The sequence below is a fragment of the Zestomonas carbonaria genome (assembly GCF_904061905.1).
In the GTDB taxonomy this organism is placed as follows: Bacteria; Pseudomonadota; Gammaproteobacteria; order Pseudomonadales; family Pseudomonadaceae; genus Aquipseudomonas; species Aquipseudomonas carbonaria.
In genome coordinates this window covers 1-19,132 of the sequence record NZ_CAJFCI010000043.1, presented here as the reverse complement: position 1 = coordinate 19,132, position 19,132 = coordinate 1, and the positions used below count along the sequence as shown (strand labels likewise).

Here is a 19,132-nt window from a genome sequence, read left to right as displayed (position 1 = left end):
CTCGGCTACGTGCGATCTGGTGGGCTGAAGCCCACCCTACGTCCTCCCGGCCAACCAGCGACTGGTCAAAAGCCATCCAAAACTGACCGTAACGCCGGTAACAGGTCGGTAACACCCGCGATTGACTTCACGCCCCCCCATCTGGACTATAGGCGTCCCGCCGCCCCAACCGGGTGCGCAAGGGCCCGATCGAGGAACATTTTCATGCCTGACGTTACCGTGACCACCCTACAGGAGATGAAGCAGAAAGGTGACAAGATCACCATGCTCACCGCCTATGACGCCACTTTCGCCCGTGCCGCCTGCCAGGCCGGGGTCGAGGTGCTGCTGGTGGGCGATTCCCTCGGCATGGTCGTCCAGGGCAACGACAGCACCCTGCCGGTGACCGTCCAGGAGATGGCCTACCACACCGCCTGCGTGAAACGCGGCAACCAGGGCGCTCTGCTCGTCACCGACCTGCCTTTCGAATCCGGCGCATCGGCGCAGCAGTTGCACGCCGACGCGGTTGCGGTGATGAAGGCCGGCGCACACATGGTCAAGCTCGAGGGCGGCGCCTGGCTCGCCGAGCCGATCGCCCGCCTGGCGCAGATCGGCGTGCCGGTCTGCGCCCACCTCGGCCTCACCCCACAGGCCGTCAACCTGTTCGGCGGCTACAAGGTGCAGGGTCGCGGCGACGCCCAGGCCCGCCAGTTGCGCGCCGACGCCATCGCCCTGGAGCAGGCCGGCGCGGCCATGCTGCTGCTCGAATGCGTGCCCAGCGAACTGGCCGCGGAAATCTCCCAGGCGGTGAAGATCCCGGTGATCGGCATCGGTGCCGGCGCCGCCACCGACGGCCAGGTGCTGGTGGTGCACGACATGCTCGGCCTGTCGCTGACCGGCCGGGTGCCGAAGTTCGTGAAGAACTTCATGGAGGGCCAGGGCTCCGTCCAGGGCGCCTTCGAAGCCTATGTCAAAGCCGTCAAGGACGGTTCGTTCCCCGCCGCCGAGCACGGATTCTCCGCATGAACACCGTTACCACCGTCCGCGAGCTACGCGCCGCGGTCGCCCAGGCGCGCGCCGAGGGCAAGGACATCGGCCTGGTGCCGACCATGGGCAACCTGCACGCCGGGCACATCGCCCTGGTCGAACAGGCCGCCCAGCGCACCGGCTTCGTGGTCGCCAGCATCTTCGTCAACCCGTTGCAGTTCGGCCCCAGCGAAGACCTCGCCAGCTACCCGCGCACCCTGGCCGCCGATCAGGAGAAGCTGATCGAGGCCGGCTGCGACCTGTTGTTCGCGCCCACCGTGGAGGAAATGTACCCCCACGGCATGCAGGGCCAGACCCTGGTGCACGTCAGCGGTGTTTCCGAGGGCCTGTGCGGCGCCAGCCGGCCGGGCCATTTCGACGGCGTCGCCACGGTGGTCACCAAGCTGTTCCAGATGGTCCAGCCGGACCTGGCGATCTTCGGCCAGAAGGACTTCCAGCAACTGGCGGTGATCCGCACCCTGGTGCGCGACCTGAACATGCCGGTCCAGGTCCTCGGCATGCCCACCGTGCGGGCCGAGGACGGCCTGGCGCTGTCCTCGCGCAATGGCTACCTGAGCGCCGAGCAGCGCGTCGCCGCTCCCGCCCTGTACCGCACCCTGCAACAATTGGGTGGCGAGATCCGCGAGGGTGGCCGCGACTACCCCAGGCTGATCGCAGAGGCCAAGGAGCAACTGGTAACGGCCGGGTTCCGCCCCGACTACCTGGAGATCTGCCACGCCGAAAGCCTGCGCCCGGCGCACGTCGACGACCGTCACCTGGTGATTGCCGCCGCCGCCTTCCTGGGCAACACCCGGCTTATCGACAATCTCGAACTGGATCTCGCCGACACCCCGTGATCCCGGACCACCCGAACCTTGATCGACTCCCCGGGGTTCGGGCACACTCAGCCGCCGTTTGTGGCCCCCAGAAGAGGAAAACGCCATGCACGCCATCATGCTCAAGGCCAAGCTGCACCGCGCCGAAGTCACCCACGCGGTGCTGGATTACGAAGGCTCCTGCGCCATCGATGGTGAATGGCTGGACCTCTCCGGCATCCGCGAGTACGAGCAGATCCAGATCTACAACGTCGACAACGGCGAGCGCTTCACCACCTACGCGATCCGTGGCGAGGAAGGTTCGAAGATCATCTCCGTGAACGGCGCCGCCGCGCACAAGGCCAAGGTCGGCGACCGACTGATCATCTGCGCCTATGCTCATTACAGCGAGGCCGAGCTGGCCAACTTCAAGCCACGCGTGCTGTACATGGCACCGGGCAACGAACTGAGCCACACCAGCAACGCCATCCCGGTCCAAGTGGCCTGAGCCTCATCCGCTAAACGCCAAGCCCGGAACGTTCCGGGCTTTTTGCTATTCGAAGCTTGTTTCAGCCGAAGGAATCGGTCATGCCGCATTACCAACAACCACTCGACGCAACCCGACTGCCCGCCTGGCAATCCCTGGTCGAGCATCGCCGGGCGATGCAGGGCTTCAGCATGCGCGAGGCCTTCGCGGGCGATGCCGGACGCTTCAAGGATTTCTCGCTGAGCGGTTGCGGGCTGTTCCTCGACTATTCGAAGAACCTGATCAACCACGAAACCCGCGAGCTGCTGGTACGCCTGGCCCGCGAGGCCGACTTGCAGGCGGCGATCGAAGCCCTGTTCAAGGGCGAGCCGGTCAACGCCTCGGAAGGCCGCCCGGCGCTGCACACCGCCCTGCGCCGCCCGGTGGCCGACCGCCTGGTCGTCAACGGCGTGGACGTGATGCCGGAGGTCCACCAGGTGCTCGGCCAGATGACCGAGCTGGTCGGCCGCATCCACGACGGCCTGTGGCGCGGCTACAGCGAGAAGCCGATCACCGACGTGGTGAACATCGGCATCGGCGGTTCCTTCCTCGGCCCGCAACTGGTTTCCGAGGCGCTGCTGCCGTTCGCCCAGCGCGGCGTGCGCTGCCACTACCTGGCCAATATCGATGGCAGCGAATTCCACGAGCTGTCCGCCAGGCTGCGCGCGGAAACCACCCTGTTCATCGTCTCGTCGAAATCCTTCGGCACCCTGGAAACCCTGAAGAACGCCCAGGCCGCGCGTAGCTGGTACCTGGCCCAGGGCGGCTCGGAAGCCGAGCTGCACAAGCACTTCATCGCCGTTTCCAGCAACAAGGAAGCGGCGGTGGCGTTCGGCATCCACGAGGAAAACATCTTCCCGATGTGGGACTGGGTCGGCGGCCGCTACTCGCTGTGGTCGGCCATCGGCCTGCCGATCGCCCTGGCCATCGGCATGTCCAACTTCAAGGAGCTGCTGTCCGGCGCCTACAGCATGGACCAGCACTTCCTGACCGCGCCCTTCGAACGCAACATGCCGGTCCTGCTGGCCCTGCTCGGTGTCTGGTACAGCAACTTCTGGAACGCGCAGAGCCACGCGATCCTGCCCTACGACCACTATCTGCGGAACATCACCCAGCACCTGCAGCAACTGGACATGGAATCCAACGGCAAGAGCGTGCGCCAGGATGGCACCCCGGTGGGTTGCGCCACCGGGCCGGTGATCTGGGGCGGCGTCGGCTGCAACGGCCAGCACGCCTACCACCAGTTGCTGCACCAGGGCACCCAGTTGATCCCGGCGGACTTCATCGTCCCGGTGGTCAGCTACAACCCGGTGGCCGACCACCACCACTGGCTGTACGCCAACTGCCTGTCGCAGAGCCAGGCGCTGATGCTCGGCAAGAGCCGCGCGGAAGCCGAGGCGGAGCTGCGCGCCAAGAGCCTGCCGGAAGACGAGGTGCAGCGCCTGGCGCCACACAAGGTGATCCCCGGCAACCGGCCGAGCAACACCCTGGTGCTCGAGCGCGTCAGCCCACGCCGGCTCGGCGCGCTGGTCGCCATGTACGAGCACAAGGTGTTCGTGCAGAGCGTGATCTGGGGCATCAACGCCTTCGACCAGTGGGGCGTGGAGCTCGGCAAGGAACTGGGCAAGGGCGTCTACCAGCGCCTCTCCGGCCATGAGGAGCAGGCTGCGGAAGATGCCTCGACCCAGGGCCTGATCGACTTCTTCCGGGGCCGTCATCGCGGTTGATGTTTGTTGTCCGGGTGCCCACGTTGTTTTCTGGGTCCCCGCGTTCGCGGGGACCCAACGAACACCGTCAAGAGCGAGCTCGCATCTACGTGCCCTCATGTGAACCCGGCCAAGTGCCGGGTTCGCGCTTTCCAGGATGGTCTAAAGTTGGGTGGCTTGCCTTGGGGTTGAACCCGGCATCCGCATCGGCCAACCTAGCCCCACTGCGAACGACAACAAAACAAGAAGGCCCAAGCCATGTTCGAGATCACCACCCATCCGGTTCCCGAAGCCGTGCGCCAGCGCGCCTACCTGAAAGACGAGGACTACCAGCGCCTGTACCGGCAGTCCGTCGAGCAGCCCGAAACCTTCTGGGCGGAACAGGCGAATACCTTCCTGGACTGGTTCAAACCCTGGCACAGCGTACGTCACGAGGACCTGCGCAAAGGCCAGGTGAGCTGGTTCCGGGGCGGCCAGTTGAACGTCGCCTACAACTGCATCGACCGCCACCTGGCGCGGCGCGGCGAGCAGGTCGCCTTCATCTGGGAAGGCGACAACCCCAGCGAGTCGGCGCACATCACCTACAACAAGCTGTACTCCCACGTCTGCCGCCTGGCCAACGTGCTCAAGCAGCGCGGCGTGAGCAAGGGCGACCGGGTGTGCATCTACATGCCGATGGTGCCGGAAGCCGCCTACGCCATGCTCGCCTGCGCGCGGATCGGCGCGGTGCACTCGGTGGTGTTCGGCGGCTTCTCGCCGGATTCGCTGCGCGACCGCATCCTCGACTCCGACTGCCGCACCGTGATCACCGCCGACGAGGGCGTGCGCGGCGGCAAGTACATCCCGCTCAAGGCCAACGTCGACAAGGCGCTGCAGAGCTGCCCGAACGTCTCCACCGTGGTGGTGGTCGAGCGCACCCAGGGCAAGATCGCCTGGGTGGAAGGCCGCGACCTCTGGTACCACGAGGCGTTGAGCACGGCAGACAACGACTGCCCGCCGGAGCCGATGGACGCCGAAGACCCGCTGTTCATCCTCTACACCTCGGGCAGCACCGGCAAACCCAAGGGCGTGCTGCACACCACCGGCGGCTACCTGCTGCAAGTGGCGATGACCCACAAGTACGTATTCGACTACCACGACGGCGACATCTTCTGGTGCACCGCCGATGTCGGCTGGGTCACCGGGCACAGCTACATCGTCTACGGCCCGCTGGCCAACGGCGCCACCAGCCTGATCTTCGAAGGCGTGCCCAACTACCCGGACGCCTCGCGCTTCTGGCAGGTGGTCGACAAGCACCAGGTGAACATCTTCTACACCGCGCCGACCGCCCTGCGCGCGCTGATGCGCGAAGGCGAGGAGCCGGTGAAGAAGACCTCGCGCGCCAGCCTGCGCCTGCTCGGCACGGTCGGCGAGCCGATCAACCCGGAGGCCTGGGAGTGGTACTACCACGTGGTCGGCGAGATGCGCTGCCCGATCGTCGACACCTGGTGGCAGACCGAGACCGGCGCCATCATGATCGCCCCGCTACCCGGCGCCACGGCCCTCAAGCCCGGCTCGGCGACCCGGCCGTTCTTCGGCGTGCAGCCGGCGCTGCTCGACGAACAGGGCAAGGAGATCGACGGCCCCGGCAGCGGCGTGCTGGCCATCAAGGCCAGTTGGCCGAGCCAGATCCGCACCGTGTTCGGCGACCACCAGCGGATGATCGACACCTACTTCACCGCCTACCCCGGCTACTACTTCACCGGCGACGGCGCACGCCGCGACGAGGACGGCTACTACTGGATCACCGGCCGGGTCGACGACGTGATCAACGTCTCCGGCCACCGCATCGGCACCGCCGAAGTGGAAAGCGCGCTGGTCCTCCACGACGCGGTGGCCGAGGCGGCGGTGGTCGGCTATCCGCACGACCTGAAGGGCCAGGGCATCTACGCCTTCGTCACGCCGATGAAAGGCATCGAGCCGGACGAAGCGCTGAAGCAGGAGCTGCTGGCCATGGTCACCCAGGAGATCGGCAGTTTCGCCAAGCCTGAACTGATCCAGTGGGCACCGGCGCTGCCGAAGACCCGCTCGGGCAAGATCATGCGGCGCATCCTGCGCAAGATCGCCTGCAACGAGCTGGACACCCTGGGCGACACCTCGACCCTGGCCGACCCGAGCGTGGTCGAGGGACTGATCGAAAAACGCCTCAACACCTGATGGACCGGTGGTTCCCACGCTCCGCGCGGGAACCACGCCCCCGCAGGGTGCGCCGTGCGCACCGCCAAAGGCCCTGCACCATCCCGTCGGTGCGCACAGCGCACCCTACAAAAGCCCCCAGCTCTTGCAGCGCTCTGCTCAAGCCTGGAAGCTATCCCCCATGGAAACCCTTCGCCAACACATCGAAGCCCAGGTTCTCAGTCTCACCGGCCTGGCCCTGGGTGGTATCGACTTCGAAGCGCCGCCCGGCGACCCCGGGCTGTTCGGCCCGGACTCGACCTGCTGGAAAGTGCACGGCGACTTCAGCAGCATGCTGATCGGCGGCATCGGCGCACTGCTCCTGCAAATGCTCCATCCCCTGGCGCTGGCCGGGGTGTGGGACCACTCCAACTTCCGCGCCGACATGCTCGGCCGCCTGCGCCGCACCGGCCAGTTCATCTCCGGCACCACCTACGGCTCGCGCGCCGATGCGGAAAGGCTCATCGAGCGCGTACGGCGCATCCACGAGAGCGTGACCGGCAGCCTGCCGGACGGACAGCCCTACGCCGCCAGCGATCCCGGGCTGCTGACTTGGGTGCACGTGGCCGAGGTCAGCAGCTTCCTCAAGTCCTACCTGCGCTACCGCAACCCCGACTTCCCGGGCCACGAACAGGACCGCTACTACGACGAGATCGCCCTGGTCGCCGAGCGCCTGGGCGCCCGCGATGTGCCGCGCTCGCGCCAGGAAGTGGCGGACTACCTGCAAGCCATGCGGCCGCAACTGGTCTGCGACGAGCGCACCCGCGAAGTGGTCCGCGTACTGCTCGATGCGCCCTCGCCCAGCGCCTTCGCCCGCCCCTACGCCGCCCTGATGCTGCGCGCCGGCATCGACCTGCTGCCGGACTGGGCGGCCGGCATGCTCGACCTCCACCAGCCGCCGCTGCAGCGACGACTGATCCGTGGCGGCGTGCACGGCAGCGTGCCGCTGTTGCGCTGGGCGGTGCGCAACGGCTCGCTGCACCGCGCACGCCGGCGCATGGGGCTGCCGCCGCTGCATTGAGTCGCGAGGCTCCAGGGGGTTCCTGCTAAACTGCGCGCCCCTCCTACCGAGACGCCGCGCATGTCCTCCCTCGACCAGGCGCTGCGCGCCGCCCTCGACGCCCGTCGCCCGCTGCTCGCCGAACTGCACGAGCAGGGCACCGACTGCTACCGCCTGTTCCACGGCAGCCAGGAAGGCGCGCCGGGGCTGACCGTCGACCGCTACGGCCCGCAACTGCTGGTGCAGAGTTTCCACCAGCCGCTGGAGCGCGATGACCTCCTGTCACTGCACGCCATCGTCGGCGAAACGCTCGGTCTCGACCTGCTGCCGGTCTACAACGATCGCTCGCGGGGCAACTCGCGTATTGACCGCAGCGACCCGGTGTACCAGCCCGAAGCCGCCGCGCTGGAAGACCTGGTCGGCCACGAATGGGGGCTCAAGTACCGGGTGCGCGGCCGCCACCCAGGCCAGGACCCGCTACTGTTCCTCGACCTGCGCAACGCACGCGGCTGGATCAAGGCGCACAGCGCCGGCCGCTCGGTGCTCAACCTGTTCGCCTACACCTGCGGCGTCGGCCTCTGCGCGGCGGCCGGCGGCGCGAGCGAAGTGGTCAACCTGGACTTCGCCGAAGGCAACCTGGCGGTCGGTCGCGAGAACGCCGCGCTCAACCCTCGATTGCCGGCCATGCGGTTCGTGCAGTCCGACTACTTCCCGGCCATCCGCCAGTTGGCCGGACTGCCGGTGAGCGCGCGACGCGGGCAGAAGCTGCCGCACTATCCGCGTCTCGAGCCGCATCGCTTCGACCTGGTGTTCCTCGACCCGCCGGCCTGGGCGAAAAGCGCCTTCGGCACCGTCGACCTGCTGCGCGACTACCAGAGCCTGCTCAAGCCGGCGATCCTCGCCACGGCGGAGGATGGCACGCTGGTCTGCTGCAACAACCTGGCGAAGGTGGCGATGGCCGATTGGCGCGCCCAGGTACTGCGCTGCGCCGAGAAACTGGGGCGTCCGGCGCGCGATTGCCAGGCTCTGGAGCCCGCGGCGGACTTCCCTTCGCGGGATGGCCAACCGCCGCTGAAGACCCTGATCCTGCAGTTCTGACCGGCATGCCGGCAGACTGCCGGCCCCCCACTCCGAATCGCCATGCCATACTCCTAGGCATTTCTCAGCCAGGAAGATGACGCCGAGCCATGTACAAAGGATTGAAACGCGCCGCCGGCGCGCTGCTGATCGCACTGGGACTCTACAGCCTGCTGGGCTTCCTGATCCTGCCGGGGATCGCCCTGCACGTGATCAACCAGCAACTGGCCAAGTACGCCAAGGTGCCGGCCAGCCTGGAGCGTCTCGAACTCAATCCGTTCAGCCTCGAACTGACCCTCTGGGGCCTGCGCATCGGCGAAGGCGAGAAGCCGCAGGCCGGCTTCGAGCGCCTGTACGCCAACCTGCAGGCGGACAGCCTGTGGACCGGCGCGCTGCACCTGGCGGCGGTCGAACTGGAGAAATCGCACACCGAGGTGCTGTTCGCCAAGGACGGCACGCTCAACCTGACCCAGTTGTTCGAGCTGCCGCCCAGCGAACCGAAGCCCGCCGACGAACCTCCGGGCGACCCCTTCCCGCTGCGCATCGACCACATCGCCCTGATCGAAGGCGGCCTGCACTTCCAGGACCTGCGCCCGAGCGAACCGGTGGAATTCCTCTACGACTCGCTCAACCTCGAACTGAAGAACCTCAGCACCCTGCCGGAAGACCAGTCCGACATGAGCCTGGTGGCCAAGGGCCCCTATGGCGGGCAGATCGACTGGACGGGCCAGGTCAGCCTGACGCCGATCACCTCCAGCGGCCATCTCAAACTCACCGACGGCGACATGCGGGCGTTCTGGCCCTACGTGCGCGACGCCGTGCCGCTGGCACTGGAGAAGGGCAAGGTGAGCCTGGCGACCGACTACCGCTTGAACCTCGCCAAGGGCACCGAGCTGCTGCTCGACAATGTCGCGGTCACCGTCGCGCCCTTCGCCATCAAGACGCCGGACGGACGGCCGCTGGCCAACCTGGAGCGCCTGGAAGTCAGCGAAACCAGATTCGACCTGGCCAAGCAGCAGGTGGTGGTCGGCAAGATCCGCAGCCAGAACCTGGAAACCTGGGCGGCCCGCGAGAAGGATGGCCAGCTCGACTGGCAGAAACTGTTCGCCTCGCACCAGCCCCCGCAATCGCCGGCCCCCGCCCCGAAGGCCAAGCCAGCCGAAACGCCCGCCGCTGAAACGGCGAAGACACCGGCCGCGACCGACAAGCCGGCCCCTGCCCCGAAAAAACCGGCGGAAGACGCCAAGCCCTGGCAGGTGCTGCTGGTCGATACCCAGTTGCGCGGCTACCGCATCCACCTCGCCGACCGCCAGCCGGCCGAACCGCTGGCGCTGGAGGTCGGTCCGCTGAACCTCGACCTGCGTAACTTCGACAGCCTCAACCGCTCGCCCTTCACCCTCAAGCTCGACACCGGGCTGGGCAAGCAGGGCAAGCTGAGCGCCGAGGGCGAAGTCAACCTGGAGCCGGTCGGCGCCCGGCTGAAGGTCGCCAGCAGCAACATCGACCTGCGCGTGGCCCAGTCCTACATCAGCCCGTTCATCCGTCTGGAACTGCGCAGCGGCCTGCTCGGCAGCAACCTCGACGTCGACCTGAAGAGCACCGAGCCACTGGCCTTCAGCGTGCGCGGCCGCGCCGAGGTGGACCAGTTGCACACCCTCGACACGCTGCGCGAGCGCGACTTCGTCAAATGGCAGAAGCTGACCCTGGACGGCCTGGACTACCAGCACGAAGAGCACCTGGAAATCGCCAGGGTCAGCCTGGCGCAACCCTACGCGCGGGTAGTCATCAACGAGAACCAGACCACCAACGTCAACGAACTGCTGATCCCGCAGCCGGAAGCCCAGGGCCAGGCCGAAGCCAAGCCGGCCGGCAAGCCGCTGGGCATCCGCATTGGCGAGATCAGCATCGACGACGGCTCGGCCAACTTCGCCGACTTCAGCCTGCGCCCGAACTTCGCCACCGCCATCGAACAGCTCAACGGCCGCATCGGCACCCTGGACAACCGCAATCCAAAGCCGGCCAAGGTGGAAATCCGCGGCCGGGTGGACCGCTATGCGCCGGTGAGCATCCTCGGCAGCGTCAACCCCTTCGACCCGCTGGACAGCCTGGACCTGACCACCAGCTTCAAGAACGTCGAGCTGACCACCCTCACCCCCTACTCCGGCAAGTTCGCCGGCTACCGCATCCGCCGGGGCCGGGTCAGCCTCGACCTGCACTACCAGATCGAGAAGAAGCAACTGAAGGCCGAGAACAAGGTGGTGGTCGAGCAGTTGCAACTGGGCGAGAAGGTCGACAGCCCCAACGCCGTGGACCTGCCGGTAAAACTGGCGGTGGCCCTGCTCAAGGATGCCGACGGCAAGATCCAGATCGAACTGCCGGTGGCCGGCAACCTCGACGATCCGCAGTTCAGCGTCATGCCGATCGTCTGGCAGACCCTGCGCAACCTGGTGCTGCGCGCGGCGCAGGCCCCCTTCAAGTTCATCGGCGGCCTGGTCACGGGCGGCAGCGACGTCGACCTCAGCAACGTGCCCTTCGCCCCCGGCGACAAGACCCTGGACAGCGAGGCCCAGGGCAGGCTCGACACCCTGGCGGCGGCGCTCAAGGAACGCCCGCTGCTGCGCCTGGAAGTGGAAGGTCTGAGCGCACAGAGCAGCGACGGCGCCCTGCTCGCCGAACAGCGCCTGCAACGCGAATACCAGACCACCTACTACAAGATCCTCCAGCGCCGTGGCGACACGGTGCCAGCCGAGGCCTCGCAACTGGAAGTGCCGGAAAGCGAACAGGGCCCGCTGCTGGAGGGCATCTACCGCACCCGCCTGAAGCAGCAGCCCCCCGCCGAGTGGCAGGAACTGTCCCGCGACGAGCGCACGGCCAAGATGCGCGAGGCGGTCCTGCAATCCTGGGGCGAGAGCCAACTGCTCCTGCGCCAGTTGGCCCAGGCTCGCGCGGCCTCGATCAAGGACTACCTGGTCGACAAGGGCGGCCTGCCGGACGAACGCATCTACCTGCTCGACGTCAGCATCGGCCAGGCCGAAGCCGACGGCAAGGTCGCCACCCCGCTGCACCTGGACAGCGAATAGAGCTCTTGCAGGGTGCGCCGCGCGCACCGTTCATCGAGGGAAGGCTCGGTGCTCCACCGGAGCACCGGAGTCGCCTCCTCATCGGTGCGCTCGGCGCACCCTACCCCGTGCCGCAGCGATGTGATGGCCGATATCGAGTGCAAACCCGGGAACTGGTAGGCTTGCCGAATCACGCCCCAGGACAGGATGCCCAACCATGAAGACACTTCCCCTGCTCGCCCTGCCACTGCTGCTGACCCTTGGCGACGCCAGCGCTTCGACGCTGCGCTGCGAGAAGGGAATCATCAGCGAAGGCGACCGCACCTCGGAGGTCATCGCCAAGTGCGGGAAGCCGAACGACCGCAGCTTCGTCGGCTACGCCAGCGGTGGCGACCTGCCAGTCGAGGAGTGGGTCTACGGCCCTCGCAGCGGCGGCATGATCTACTTCCTGCGCTTCGAGGGCGGGCGCCTGAAGAACATCGACAGCAAGCGCGGCAACTGATCCCAGCCCACGCCAAGGAAGGCCGCGATGCTGATCCTCCCCGCCGAACACCCGCTGGACTGGAAGAAACCGCCGGTCATCACCCTGCTGCTGATCCTGCTCAACGTGCTGATCTACTTCGGCTACCAGGGCGGCGACCGCGAGCGCCAGGAACAAGCGGTCAAGCTCTACCTCGATGGCGGCCTGCTCAATCGCGAGCGGGCGCTGTTCCTGGAGGCCTTCAGCGCCCGCCGGGAACTGGACGCCCCCGAGCAGCGCGCGCTCGCCACGCTGCCGCGCCAGCAACTGGCGGCACTGGTCCTGAGCGACCTGCAGTTCGAGCAACGCATCCACCACGACCCGGCCTACCAGGCCGATCCGGGCTGGCAGCAGGCCCGGCAACGCGCCGAGGAGGCGCGCGACCGGATCAGCCTGTACCGCTTCGGCTTCATCCCGGCGCAGTTCAGCGTGCAAGGGCTGTTCGGCGCGATGTTCCTGCATGGCGACTTCGGCCACCTGGCCGGCAACATGCTGTTCCTCTTCCTGTTCGGCTTCGCCCTGGAGATCGCCCTGGGCCGCTGGCTGTACCTCGGCCTCTACCTGCTCAGCGGCGTGGCCTCGCACCTGCTCTGGTGGGCGCTCGACCCGGTGTGGATCACCGGGGTCGGCGCCTCGGGGGCGATCTCCGGGCTGATGGGCATGTACCTCGGCGTCTACGGCCTGCGCCGGATCAACTTCTTCTACTGGCTGGGGCCGCTGTTCGGCTACTTCCGCGCGCCGGCGCTGTGGATCCTGCCGGTGTGGATGGGCAAGGAGCTGTACGGCCTGCTGCTGGCCGACGACCACGTCAACTACTACGCCCACCTCGGCGGCATGGGCTTCGGCTTCCTGGCCGTCTGGCTACCGCGCCGCATCGGCCGGCTGCGGGTGGACGAAAGCTACCTGCACAAGGAAGACCCGGACGCGCCCTTCAAGCGCGAGGTGCAGGCGCTGGACCAGATGATCGGCCGCTTCGCCCTGGACCAGGCGGCCCCGCGTGGCCTGGACCTGTTGCAGCGCCATCCGGGACGGGTCGAGTTGCTGGAACGCCTCTATCCGCTGGCCAGCAGCCGCCAGGACAAGGCCCTGCTCAGCGCCGTGCTCAAACAGATATTCGCCCTGCCGCCATCCCTGGCCAGCCTGGCCCTGCTGCGGCGCGTGGCGGAGGACAGCGCCCAGCAGCCGCTGCTCCAGCACCCCGCCGTGCAGGGCCGCCTGCTGCGTGGCCTGTTGCGCGCCGGCCAGGCCCAACCCGCCCTGCACGCCTGGCGCCGGCTCAGCCGCCTGGACAAGCACCCCGAGGAATTCCCGGCGCTGACCCTGCAACTGGCCAAGCAACTCGGCCGCGGCGACCTGGCAGCGGTCACCGAGCTGAACCGTTTCCTGAACCGGGTCTACCCCGCCAGCCAGCAGACCGAGCACCTGGCGCTCTTCCGCCAGCACCTGGGTAACTCGTAAAGCATTGGCGTCGGGTGGGCTTCAGCCCACCATGACATCTACGTCGCTTATTTGGTGGGCTGAAGCGGAGCGCTATGGCTACACCCTGGCCAGCCGTTCCAGCGTCGCTTCCATGGTCGCGACCTCGTCGATCAGCGGCGACTGTGGATAACGCGCGCGGATAAAGGCCAGCAACTGGCGCGCCGGCTCGATCTGGCCGAGGTTCTCGGCGAAGCCACGCGCCGCCAGCAGGTAGGCGCGGGGGATGTGCGGGTAACCGGGGAAACGCTGGTGCAGGTTGCGCAGCAGGCTCAGCGCCTCGCGGGTCTTGTGGCGGTCGAGCAGCGCGGCGGCGACGCGCTCGCAGACCAGCGCGTCGTCGGGCAGGAAATCCGCCTGCAACTGCCGGGCATTGAGCAGCGCGGTGGCGGCCAGCGCCGGGTCGCTGCGCGCCGCCAGCGGCAGGTAATGGTGCAGGTGATGCAGGCAGCGCTGGCGCTCGTTGAGGCCGAACAGCAACTGGTGGAAGCGCTCGTTCAGCCTGATGTCCTCGGGAGTGCGCGTCAGCGCCGTCTTCAGGGTTTCCAGGGCCTGGCAGCCCTGCCCCTCCTTCACGCGTATCTCCGCCTCGGCCAGGGCACGACGGCGCAGGTACTCGGCTTCGGGAAAGGCTGCACGGCCTTCCTCATCGTCCACCACATAGCCAAGGGCGCCCTGATACTGGAACACCGCATAGCCCATCATGGCGCACATGACCACGGAGAAATAACCGAACAGGAAGGCCGCCACCGGCATCAGCACCACCTTGGGCAGGCCGCTGGCGAGCATGTAGGTGACCCAGCCCGGCGACTGCCAGAGGATGAACAGGAAGGCGCAGAGGACCAGGTAACGCCAGCCCATGGCCTTGATCACTTGGCCGATCTCATCGGGGCTCAGCGCCGCGCCCAGGGTCTTGTCCAGGGCCAGGCGGATGATGCTCGCCGGCAGCACCAGCAGCAGGCCGAGGGTCACCGCCCAGTACAGCGCCTCGCTGTCGAAGTCGGCGGCCAGCCACAGCGCGACGAAAGCCAGGACGAACACCACCAGTTGCTTGAAGAACAGCGAGAAACCGTCGCCGCTGAAGGCACTGACCAGGCTAGGCGCTTCCGTCACCGCCTGGCTGCAAGCCTCGATGACGCTATAGAAATACTTGGTCGCCACGCTGAACAACACGAACCAGAGCAGCACGGAAGGCGGCATGAACAGGCTGGCCAGCGCCAGCATCGCACTGACCGCCAGGGGGCCGGGCTGCAGGGCATAGGCGAAGAACTTCGGAATGCGCTCCCAGAACGGTTGCGCGGTGTTGGCCGCGCCCAAGAACTCCAGTTGGCCGTTGCACAGCGCGCAGCGCGGATAGTCGTCCTGGGCATCGGCATTGAGCGGCACGCAGCAGTCACCGAAGTGGCGCTGGCAGGGCGCGCAACGCCAGGTGGCCGGCTGTGCGGGATGGTAGTGGCAGAGCGTTTTTTCCATGTCGCCAGGTCCTTGTCATCGATACCGCCCCTCTCCCAAAGGGAGAGGGGACTCACGCGGAGTGGCGATCAAATACACCGCCGAACCCCAGCCCCATAGCCCCCTCTCCCTCCGGGAGAGGGCCGGGGTGAGGGGCGGACGATCAGTCGTACTCCCCCGCCTGAACACCCCATCCTACGGACCACCAAACGGTGCGCGCGGCACCCCTACCTCTCAATCGCCGATCCGCCACCCCGAGGTGATCGGGTAGCGCCGGTCGCGGCCGAAGCCGCGCTGGGTCACCCGCACGCCCACCGCGGCCTGGCGGCGCTTGTATTCGTTGAGGTCGACCAGGCGCAGTACGCGGCGCACGGTGTCCTCGTCGAACCCCTCGGCGATGATCGCGTTGGCCGACAGGTCGTACTCGATGTACAGCTTGAGGATCTCGTCGAGCACCGGGTACGGCGGCAGCGAGTCCTCGTCCTTCTGGTCCGGCGCCAGCTCGGCCGACGGCGGCCGGTCGATGACCCGCTGGGGAATCACCGCGCCCAGTTCGTTGCGGTATTCGCAGAGGCGGAACACCAGGGTCTTGGGCACGTCCTTGAGCACGTCGAAGCCGCCGGCCATGTCGCCGTAGAGCGTCGCGTAGCCGACCGCCATCTCGCTCTTGTTGCCGGTGGTCAGCACCAGGTAGCCCTTCTTGTTGGAGATCGCCATCAGCAGGGTGCCACGGCAGCGTGCCTGCAGGTTCTCCTCGGTGGTGTCGCGGGCCAGCCCTTCGAACACCGGCGCCAGGGTACCCATGAAGGCCTCGACCATCGGCGCGATGGGCAGCACCCGGTAGGTGACGCCCAGGGCATTGGCCTCGGCCTCGGCGTCCTCCAGGCTGATCTGCGCGGTGTAGCGGTACGGCATCATCACCGCCTCGACCCGGTCGGCGCCGAGCGCGTCCACCGCCACCGCCAGGGTCAGCGCCGAGTCGATGCCGCCGGACAGGCCGAGCACCACGCCCTTGAAGCCGTTCTTCTGCACATAGTCGCGCACGCCGACCACCAGGGCCTGGTAGACGCTGGCTTCCAGCTCCGGCAACGGTGCGCAGTTGGCCGGGCGCGGAGTCACCGACTCGTCGCCGCATTGCAGGTCGACCGGATAGAGTCCTTCGGCGAACGCCGGCGCGCGCTGGGTGATCAGGCCGTCGACGCCGACCACGCAACTGCCGCCGTCGAATACCAGTTCATCCTGGCCGCCCACCTGGTTGACGTAGACGATCGGCATACCGCCTTCGCGGCTGCGCTCGGCGAGCACTTCCTCGCGCTCGCGCTGCTTGTCGAGGTGGAAGGGCGAGGCGTTGAGGCTGAGCATCAGCCGCGCGCCGGCCGCCCTGGCCTGCTGCATCGGCTCGGGGAACCAGATGTCCTCGCAGATGGTCAGCGCCACCGGCACGCCCTTGATGTCCAGCACGCAGGCCTGGTCGCCCGGCTCGAAATAGCGCTTCTCGTCGAACACCCGGTAATTGGGCAGTTTCTGCTTGTAGTAGGTGGCCAGCACCTCGCCGTCGGCAATCACCGCACAGGCGTTGTAGCGCACCTCGCCTTCCAGCCAGGGGTAGCCGACCATCAGGTAGATGCCGCGCACTTCGTCCTGCAGACGCTGCAGGCCCTGCTCGATGCGCCGCTGCATGCTCGAACGCAGCAGCAGGTCCTCGGGCGGATAGCCGCACAGCGCCAGCTCGGGGAATACGATGACATCGGCCTGCCGCTCGTCGCGGGCGCTGCCGGCTGCCTCGATGATGCGCTCGACATTGCCGTGCACGTCGCCGACTCGCAGGTTCAACTGGGCCATCACGACCCGCAGGGTTTGGCTCATCGCCGCCTCCATCCAAGATTGCGCCCGCCCCATGGCCGGACGACACTGGCCGTCATTGTCCCGCATAGCCTACGGCGGAAACAACGCACGGCCACCCTCAGCGCAGCTTGTGCAGCGCGCGCAGCTTGTAGCGGTCCCCCGGGTGGATCAGCCGGGCGTAGCTGACCAGGTGATCGTCCGACCAGGTGCGGCGGATCACGCTGAGGCAGGGCATGCGTTCGCCATCGATCTGCAACAGGGCGGCGGTCTGCGCGTCCACCATCATCGCCTCCACCACGTGCTCCACATCGGAGATCGGACAACTGGCCACCAGCACCTCGTTGGGGGTGTGGAGGGAAAAGTCGGTTTCCAGGTAGTGCGGCACCCAGCGCGGATTGACGAAGCGGTCCTCCAACTGGATCGGCACGCCGTCCTCGCGGTGCACCAGGATGCTGTGGAACACCCGGGCGCCCAGGCGCAGGCCCAGGCGCAGGGCCACCTCGTCGTCGGCCTCCACCGCCTCGCAACGGATCACGTCGTTGCTGTAGCTGTGGCCTCGCCCACGCACTTCGCTGGCGATGTTCAGCACCTCGTGCAGCGGCGACTCGGCCTTGCGGTCGGTGACGAAGGTACCGAGGCCGGCCTGGCGGATCAGGTAGCCCTTGCGCACCAGTTCGAGGATGGCCTTGTTGGCGGTCATGCGGCTGACGCCGAAGTCGCGGGCCAGTTGCTCTTCCGGCGGGATCTGGTGGTTGGCCGGATAGACGCCGTCACGGATGCTTTCGAGGAGAAACTCCTCGATCGCCCGATAACGGGGGGTCGTCGTGCTGCTCACAGAAGCTCCTAGGGGGGATCGGACGGCAGGATAATAGCGCGCCGCCCGACGATTGGCCCCTGGAGCGGACTCAGAGCAGATCGAACCGGTAGTCGACGTTGATCCTCAGGTGGTTCTCGTCGCGGAAGCTGGCGGTGGAGGCGAAGTCGTTGCGGTACCAGGAATGACGCAGGCGCAGGCCCAGCCCCTGGAAGCTGCCGCTCTGCACCACGTAGGCCAGCTCCACCTGTTTCTCCGACTCCTCGCGGTCCCTGCCGCCCAGGTGCTCCGGCAAGTCGATGTCCGTGCCCCTGGTGTAGCTCAGGCTGCCGGTCAGGCCGGGCAGCCCCACGGCGGAGAAGTCATAGCCGTAGCGGACCTGCCAGGCTTTCTCGTTGGGGTTTAGATAGTCGGAACCGAACAGGCCCTCGCTCATCACGTCCGCATCGCTACCGGCCAGGTAGGGCATGGCGGTGTCGCCGCTCATGTGGGTGATGCCGGCGCCGAAGCGATGGGCGCCCAGGCTGTAGCCGAGGATCAGGTGCAGGCTGCGGCTGTCCACCTCGCCGGCCTGCGCCGCGCCGTCCTCGCGGGAATCGAAGTAGCGCAGGTCGCTCTTCAGCTTGCCGGGGCCCAGCGGCAACTCGTGGATGAAACCGAGGTAGTCCTGCTTGTACAGGTCCTCCAGCTCGGCATGGAAGTACTTGAGGGTCAGCGCCGGCGACCACTGGTAGAAGCCACCCAGGTAGCGGAAGTCGTTGGAGCGGGCCGTACGGTCGAAGCGGCCGTTGGGGCTGGCCACGCCCATGGTTTCGTAGTCGGTGGAATCGCGCAGGTTGGTCCGGTCGAACTTGCCGGCATGCAGGGTCAGGCCGTCGATTTCGGTCGAGCGGATGGAGCCACCGTGGTAGGTCTGCGGGAACAGCCGGGTGTAGGGCGTCAGGGCGATGGGGAACATCGGGTACTGGGTGCCCAGCAACAGTTCGGTCCGGGACAGCCTGAACTTCGCGGTCAGCCCCAGTTCCGAATACTCGTCCGCCGCATCGCCATCGTCATGCACCGGCAGCAATCCGGTGCCGCTCTGCCCTGCCCCGGAGTCCAGCTTCAGGCCGAGGAAGGCCTGGGCGTCCAGCCCGACGCCCAGGGTGCCCGGGGTGTAGCCGGAGCTGTACTTGAAGATGAAGCCCTGTGCCCACTCGCTCACGGCGGAACGCGCGCCATCGTCCTTGTAGTCGCGGTCGATATGGTAGTTGCGCAGTTGCAGGCTGGCCTTGGAGTCTTCGAGAAAGCCGGCGGCCAGGGCAGGTTGCCCCATGGCGGCGCAGACAAGAGGCAGGGAAAGTGCTTTATAGGTCTTGTTCATGACTGGGTTGATCCTCGCCGGGTGGCGGACAAAGACCGGCCGTCGCCCGGCTAGACGGACGACGCGACCGGCCATGGAGACCGAACGGACAGGTGGAGGACGGCTGGAGCGGAATGCCGCCGGCGGCGGCCCCGCTCAGCCCTGGGGCGGGCGCCTCAGTCGATCATCGGCAGGTTCAGGCCCTGCTCTTTCGCGCAGTCGATGGCGATCTGGTAGCCGGCGTCGGCGTGGCGCATGACACCAGTACCCGGGTCGTTGGT

Annotated in this window: 15 protein-coding genes; 10 read left to right on the top strand and 5 right to left on the bottom strand. The window is 67.2% G+C overall.

Annotation, left to right across the window (positions count from 1 at the left end; genetic code table 11):
- The first annotated feature begins 204 nt into the window (after positions 1 to 204).
- From panB to PSEWESI4_RS10920, 10 genes are all read left to right on the top strand, one after another.
- The gene (panB, locus tag PSEWESI4_RS10965) at positions 205 to 1,005 is read left to right on the top strand and encodes a 3-methyl-2-oxobutanoate hydroxymethyltransferase (RefSeq protein ID WP_187671243.1); all 801 of its coding nucleotides are present in this window, start codon (positions 205 to 207) and stop codon (positions 1,003 to 1,005) included.
- Positions 1,002 to 1,862, top strand: a complete 861-nt coding sequence (gene panC / locus PSEWESI4_RS10960; RefSeq protein ID WP_187671242.1) for a pantoate--beta-alanine ligase — start codon at positions 1,002 to 1,004, stop codon at positions 1,860 to 1,862. The genes panB and panC overlap by 4 nt, the downstream gene beginning before the upstream one ends.
- 85 nt (positions 1,863 to 1,947) lie before the next feature.
- Entirely contained in the window at positions 1,948 to 2,328 is a 381-nt protein-coding gene (gene panD, locus PSEWESI4_RS10955) for an aspartate 1-decarboxylase (RefSeq protein ID WP_187671241.1), read from the top strand.
- Positions 2,329 to 2,408: 80 nt separating this feature from the next.
- A complete protein-coding gene (pgi, locus tag PSEWESI4_RS10950; protein WP_187671240.1) occupies positions 2,409 to 4,073 on the top strand; it encodes a glucose-6-phosphate isomerase in 1,665 nt (554 codons plus the stop codon).
- Positions 4,074 to 4,310: 237 nt separating this feature from the next.
- Positions 4,311 to 6,248 carry an acetate--CoA ligase gene (gene acs / locus PSEWESI4_RS10945; protein WP_187671239.1) on the top strand — a complete coding sequence of 646 codons (1,938 nt, stop codon included), beginning with the start codon at positions 4,311 to 4,313 and terminating at the stop codon, positions 6,246 to 6,248.
- A gap of 160 nt (positions 6,249 to 6,408) precedes the next feature.
- Positions 6,409 to 7,287 carry an oxygenase MpaB family protein gene (locus tag PSEWESI4_RS10940; RefSeq protein WP_187671238.1) on the top strand — a complete coding sequence of 293 codons (879 nt, stop codon included), beginning with the start codon at positions 6,409 to 6,411 and terminating at the stop codon, positions 7,285 to 7,287.
- Positions 7,288 to 7,347: 60 nt separating this feature from the next.
- Positions 7,348 to 8,364 carry a class I SAM-dependent rRNA methyltransferase gene (locus PSEWESI4_RS10935; protein WP_187671237.1) on the top strand — a complete coding sequence of 339 codons (1,017 nt, stop codon included), beginning with the start codon at positions 7,348 to 7,350 and terminating at the stop codon, positions 8,362 to 8,364.
- A gap of 89 nt (positions 8,365 to 8,453) precedes the next feature.
- Entirely contained in the window at positions 8,454 to 11,423 is a 2,970-nt protein-coding gene (locus PSEWESI4_RS10930) for a DUF748 domain-containing protein (protein ID WP_187671236.1), read from the top strand.
- 196 nt (positions 11,424 to 11,619) lie between these two features.
- Positions 11,620 to 11,904 (top strand): DUF2845 domain-containing protein, encoded by a 285-nt coding sequence (locus PSEWESI4_RS10925; RefSeq protein ID WP_187671235.1) that lies wholly within the window; start codon positions 11,620 to 11,622, stop codon positions 11,902 to 11,904.
- 27 nt (positions 11,905 to 11,931) lie between these two features.
- Positions 11,932 to 13,380 (top strand): rhomboid family intramembrane serine protease, encoded by a 1,449-nt coding sequence (locus tag PSEWESI4_RS10920; protein WP_187671234.1) that lies wholly within the window; start codon positions 11,932 to 11,934, stop codon positions 13,378 to 13,380.
- A gap of 78 nt (positions 13,381 to 13,458) precedes the next feature.
- On the opposite strand, the gene PSEWESI4_RS10915 is transcribed toward PSEWESI4_RS10920, so the two are convergent.
- The 5 genes from PSEWESI4_RS10915 to PSEWESI4_RS25155 all read right to left on the bottom strand — a co-directional run.
- Positions 13,459 to 14,871: a hypothetical protein gene (locus tag PSEWESI4_RS10915; protein ID WP_187671233.1), complete on the bottom strand. Its 1,413-nt coding sequence runs from the start codon at positions 14,869 to 14,871 to the stop codon at positions 13,459 to 13,461.
- Between the two features lie 213 nt (positions 14,872 to 15,084).
- Positions 15,085 to 16,716, bottom strand: coding sequence for an NAD+ synthase (locus tag PSEWESI4_RS10910; RefSeq protein WP_187671232.1), 1,632 nt, complete (start codon positions 16,714 to 16,716; stop codon positions 15,085 to 15,087).
- A gap of 97 nt (positions 16,717 to 16,813) precedes the next feature.
- Complete coding sequence (gene hutC / locus PSEWESI4_RS10905; protein ID WP_187671231.1) at positions 16,814 to 17,530, bottom strand: histidine utilization repressor; 717 nt, start codon at positions 17,528 to 17,530, stop codon at positions 16,814 to 16,816.
- A gap of 70 nt (positions 17,531 to 17,600) precedes the next feature.
- Entirely contained in the window at positions 17,601 to 18,872 is a 1,272-nt protein-coding gene (locus PSEWESI4_RS10900) for an OprD family porin (RefSeq protein ID WP_187671230.1), read from the bottom strand.
- 155 nt (positions 18,873 to 19,027) lie between these two features.
- The coding region (locus PSEWESI4_RS25155; protein WP_235978915.1) for a hypothetical protein at positions 19,028 to 19,132 on the bottom strand (105 nt) is incomplete at its 5' end.

Coding starts and splice junctions, on each gene's coding strand:
- panB (WP_187671243.1), top strand. CDS start 205: ATGCCTGACGTTACCGTGACCACCCTACAGGAGATGAAGCAGAAAGGT.
- panC (WP_187671242.1), top strand. CDS start 1,002: ATGAACACCGTTACCACCGTCCGCGAGCTACGCGCCGCGGTCGCCCAG.
- panD (WP_187671241.1), top strand. CDS start 1,948: ATGCACGCCATCATGCTCAAGGCCAAGCTGCACCGCGCCGAAGTCACC.
- pgi (WP_187671240.1), top strand. CDS start 2,409: ATGCCGCATTACCAACAACCACTCGACGCAACCCGACTGCCCGCCTGG.
- acs (WP_187671239.1), top strand. CDS start 4,311: ATGTTCGAGATCACCACCCATCCGGTTCCCGAAGCCGTGCGCCAGCGC.
- PSEWESI4_RS10940 (WP_187671238.1), top strand. CDS start 6,409: ATGGAAACCCTTCGCCAACACATCGAAGCCCAGGTTCTCAGTCTCACC.
- PSEWESI4_RS10935 (WP_187671237.1), top strand. CDS start 7,348: ATGTCCTCCCTCGACCAGGCGCTGCGCGCCGCCCTCGACGCCCGTCGC.
- PSEWESI4_RS10930 (WP_187671236.1), top strand. CDS start 8,454: ATGTACAAAGGATTGAAACGCGCCGCCGGCGCGCTGCTGATCGCACTG.
- PSEWESI4_RS10925 (WP_187671235.1), top strand. CDS start 11,620: ATGAAGACACTTCCCCTGCTCGCCCTGCCACTGCTGCTGACCCTTGGC.
- PSEWESI4_RS10920 (WP_187671234.1), top strand. CDS start 11,932: ATGCTGATCCTCCCCGCCGAACACCCGCTGGACTGGAAGAAACCGCCG.
- PSEWESI4_RS10915 (WP_187671233.1), bottom strand. CDS start 14,871: ATGGAAAAAACGCTCTGCCACTACCATCCCGCACAGCCGGCCACCTGG.
- PSEWESI4_RS10910 (WP_187671232.1), bottom strand. CDS start 16,716: ATGAGCCAAACCCTGCGGGTCGTGATGGCCCAGTTGAACCTGCGAGTC.
- PSEWESI4_RS10900 (WP_187671230.1), bottom strand. CDS start 18,872: ATGAACAAGACCTATAAAGCACTTTCCCTGCCTCTTGTCTGCGCCGCC.